The 2,406-nt window shown below is 38.0% G+C and carries 1 protein-coding gene; it reads right to left on the reverse strand.

Annotated elements, in window-relative coordinates; genetic code table 11:
* Positions 1-136 precede the first annotated feature (136 nt).
* Positions 137-688: a recombinase family protein gene (locus RTW80_RS24090; protein WP_001273868.1), complete on the reverse strand. Its 552-nt coding sequence runs from the start codon at positions 686-688 to the stop codon at positions 137-139.
* Between the last annotated feature and the right edge of the window lie 1,718 nt (positions 689-2,406).

Raw genomic sequence — 2,406 nt, forward strand, 5'->3', positions numbered from 1 at the left:
AAAGATACGTTTAGCCTTCATAGTGAGTTCAGTTACTGTCTTTTTATCTGAAATCGGCGCAAACGTGATCATCGCTTAACGAGAAGATCAGCGCCGTCAGGTCCACGCGGCGACAACTCTGAAATATCAGGAGGCATTACGCTTCCTGCTCTTTCTTGATACGTTGCACCGTCTGTGTGCTGACACTGAAATCTTTTGCTACGCTCCGAATTGATCCACCATTCGCGAGAGCGGCAGCAATTCCTGCTCGATCAATTGCTTTTCCATTACCACGTTTTGCTATACGTCCAGCGGCCTTAGCTGCGGCGATCCCTTCACGTTGACGCTCAAGCATCATTTCACGTTCCATTTGTGCCACTGCTGCAAGCACTGTGAGCATCATATTCCCTGCGGGAGAGTTCTTCCCTGTCTTAAAGTCTTCTTTATGGAAATGCACAGACACGCCGCGCTCTGTTAATTGCTCAACCGTTGCCAGTAGGTCGGCTGTATTACGGCAAAGTCGATCAATGCTGTGAACATGCAAAACATCACCTTCCCGCACATAGTTCATCATTGCCTCAAACTGTGGGCGCTGGGTATTTTTGCCTGACGCTTTATCTTCAAAGACTTTATCAAGAGTTACTCCAGCTAATTGACGGTCTGTGTTTTGTTGGACAGTCGATACCCTAATGTATCCAATATTAGCCATTTTCATTTTCCTTCTGTGTTGATTTGTGTGTAGTGATTATTGATCGTGTTGATTAGGTGTGTAAAGGACTTTTTTCACTACGAAATTCGAAGGTTTTTAGTGTGGTGATTTAGCCTGCTTTATCACTACACGTCTTGCATGAGAATCATGTAGTTACATTTTGGTAAAATTAGCAAGCTATTAAATAGTGTGTTTATTTTGAAAAAATAATTTTTTGTTGCATTAAAGGAAACTTGTTCAATAAATGATAGAACGTTTATTGAGCAACAATTTTGCAGTGATGCGCTATATGCCGCATTACATAAGGCTTTGCTGATGATAATGTAAAAGTGAAGAAAGCTAACATTGCTCTTTTAAGCTACTTTTCATTGAATTTTTAGTATGGAATTACATAGGGATAAACTATGAATATTCTATGATTTACACGAGATATTCTTGCTGTTTAATTCCGGCTTTGGAGATCAGGCATTCGCAAGAATACGCTAACGCGTTGCCTGAAAAGCCATTGCACATAATAGAGGTGAGCGTATAGCGAACTATCAATGTGATCATTGCACGAATGATAATGAGTGGATATAGATTCTATATATCGTTAGATTGTAGTTTGATAGTTAATGTGTAATGTAGATTGTATGAGCGTATAGCGAATGTTAGTTAGATCAACAACAAACTAACCTTTAAATCTCTTTTATCTTCTCATAGATATGGCTATGCGTAGCAACCGAAGGTTAGCCAATCATCTCTATGCAGCCGTAAGGCTGTTTTGCATGTAATAGTTGTTTGTTGTTGTTAGACAGTTACCAATTTATAGATCAGAGATAGATGTGAGCGTTGAGCGATACACTAATCATAACAACATCTTCTTACTTTTTAGTTAGTTGTTAGTAGGTTATTGTTATGCGCGCTATTAGCGCATGTATAAAGGTATCATTTTTATCTAAAGGGCTTTAGACATTTTTGATACCTTTTTCATCTCTAAAAAAGTGTAATTTTTATCTAAAGGGGCTTTAGACATTTTTTACACCTTTTTCTGTGCAAGACACTTACCAGTGTGCACAATACTTATGCTTTTCTAAAGCCGGGAATTTTTAAGTTTGATTGATCAATTGTTAACTTTAAAAGTTACTTTTAACAATCACTTAGACGATCTAAAGCCGCAATTAACATAATATAAGTTGACATGCAAGCACTTTTTACCGTATAGTGCGGGTTTCCTACCTACCCAGGAAATGAGTTCCTACCTACCCAGGAAATGAGTTCCTACAATACTATAATTAAACTACAATTAAACTATCTTTTATAAATTCTTTTATCTTTTAAAGAATAATTATAGGGATACCCGTTAGGGAGTCTTCGACTATCCCTTAATCTATTGGCATTCGCCAGAACCTTGCACAAGTTAGACTGATGCTTGTCATAACAGATAGTTTTTGTTTTTTGTTTTTTGTTAGTAGTTAGCTGATCTATGTTCGCTTTCCGCTCACAACGAATATGTAATCTACTATGTGCAAATAGCCTACGGCTTGCGTATGGCTAATAGTCTTGCGCTGTGCGCAGAACGATAATTAACTAACTACCATCTAACGATTGAAATTTACTTGTGCAATAACCTGAGCGTAAGCGAATGGTTGTTAGTGTCTATGCGCTGTGCGCTTCAATAGTTCCATTGATGAGGCTTACGCCAATCTAACGATCATCAATCTATTTAAGAGAAAATC

It is taken from the genome of Escherichia sp. AM3 (assembly GCF_032029835.1).
Lineage (GTDB): Bacteria > Pseudomonadota > Gammaproteobacteria > Enterobacterales > Enterobacteriaceae > Escherichia > Escherichia coli.

What these genes read in the sequence shown, in the direction of transcription:
- RTW80_RS24090 (WP_001273868.1), bottom strand. Translation starts at nt 688, where the DNA reads ATGGCTAATATTGGATACATTAGGGTATCGACTGTCCAACAAAACACA.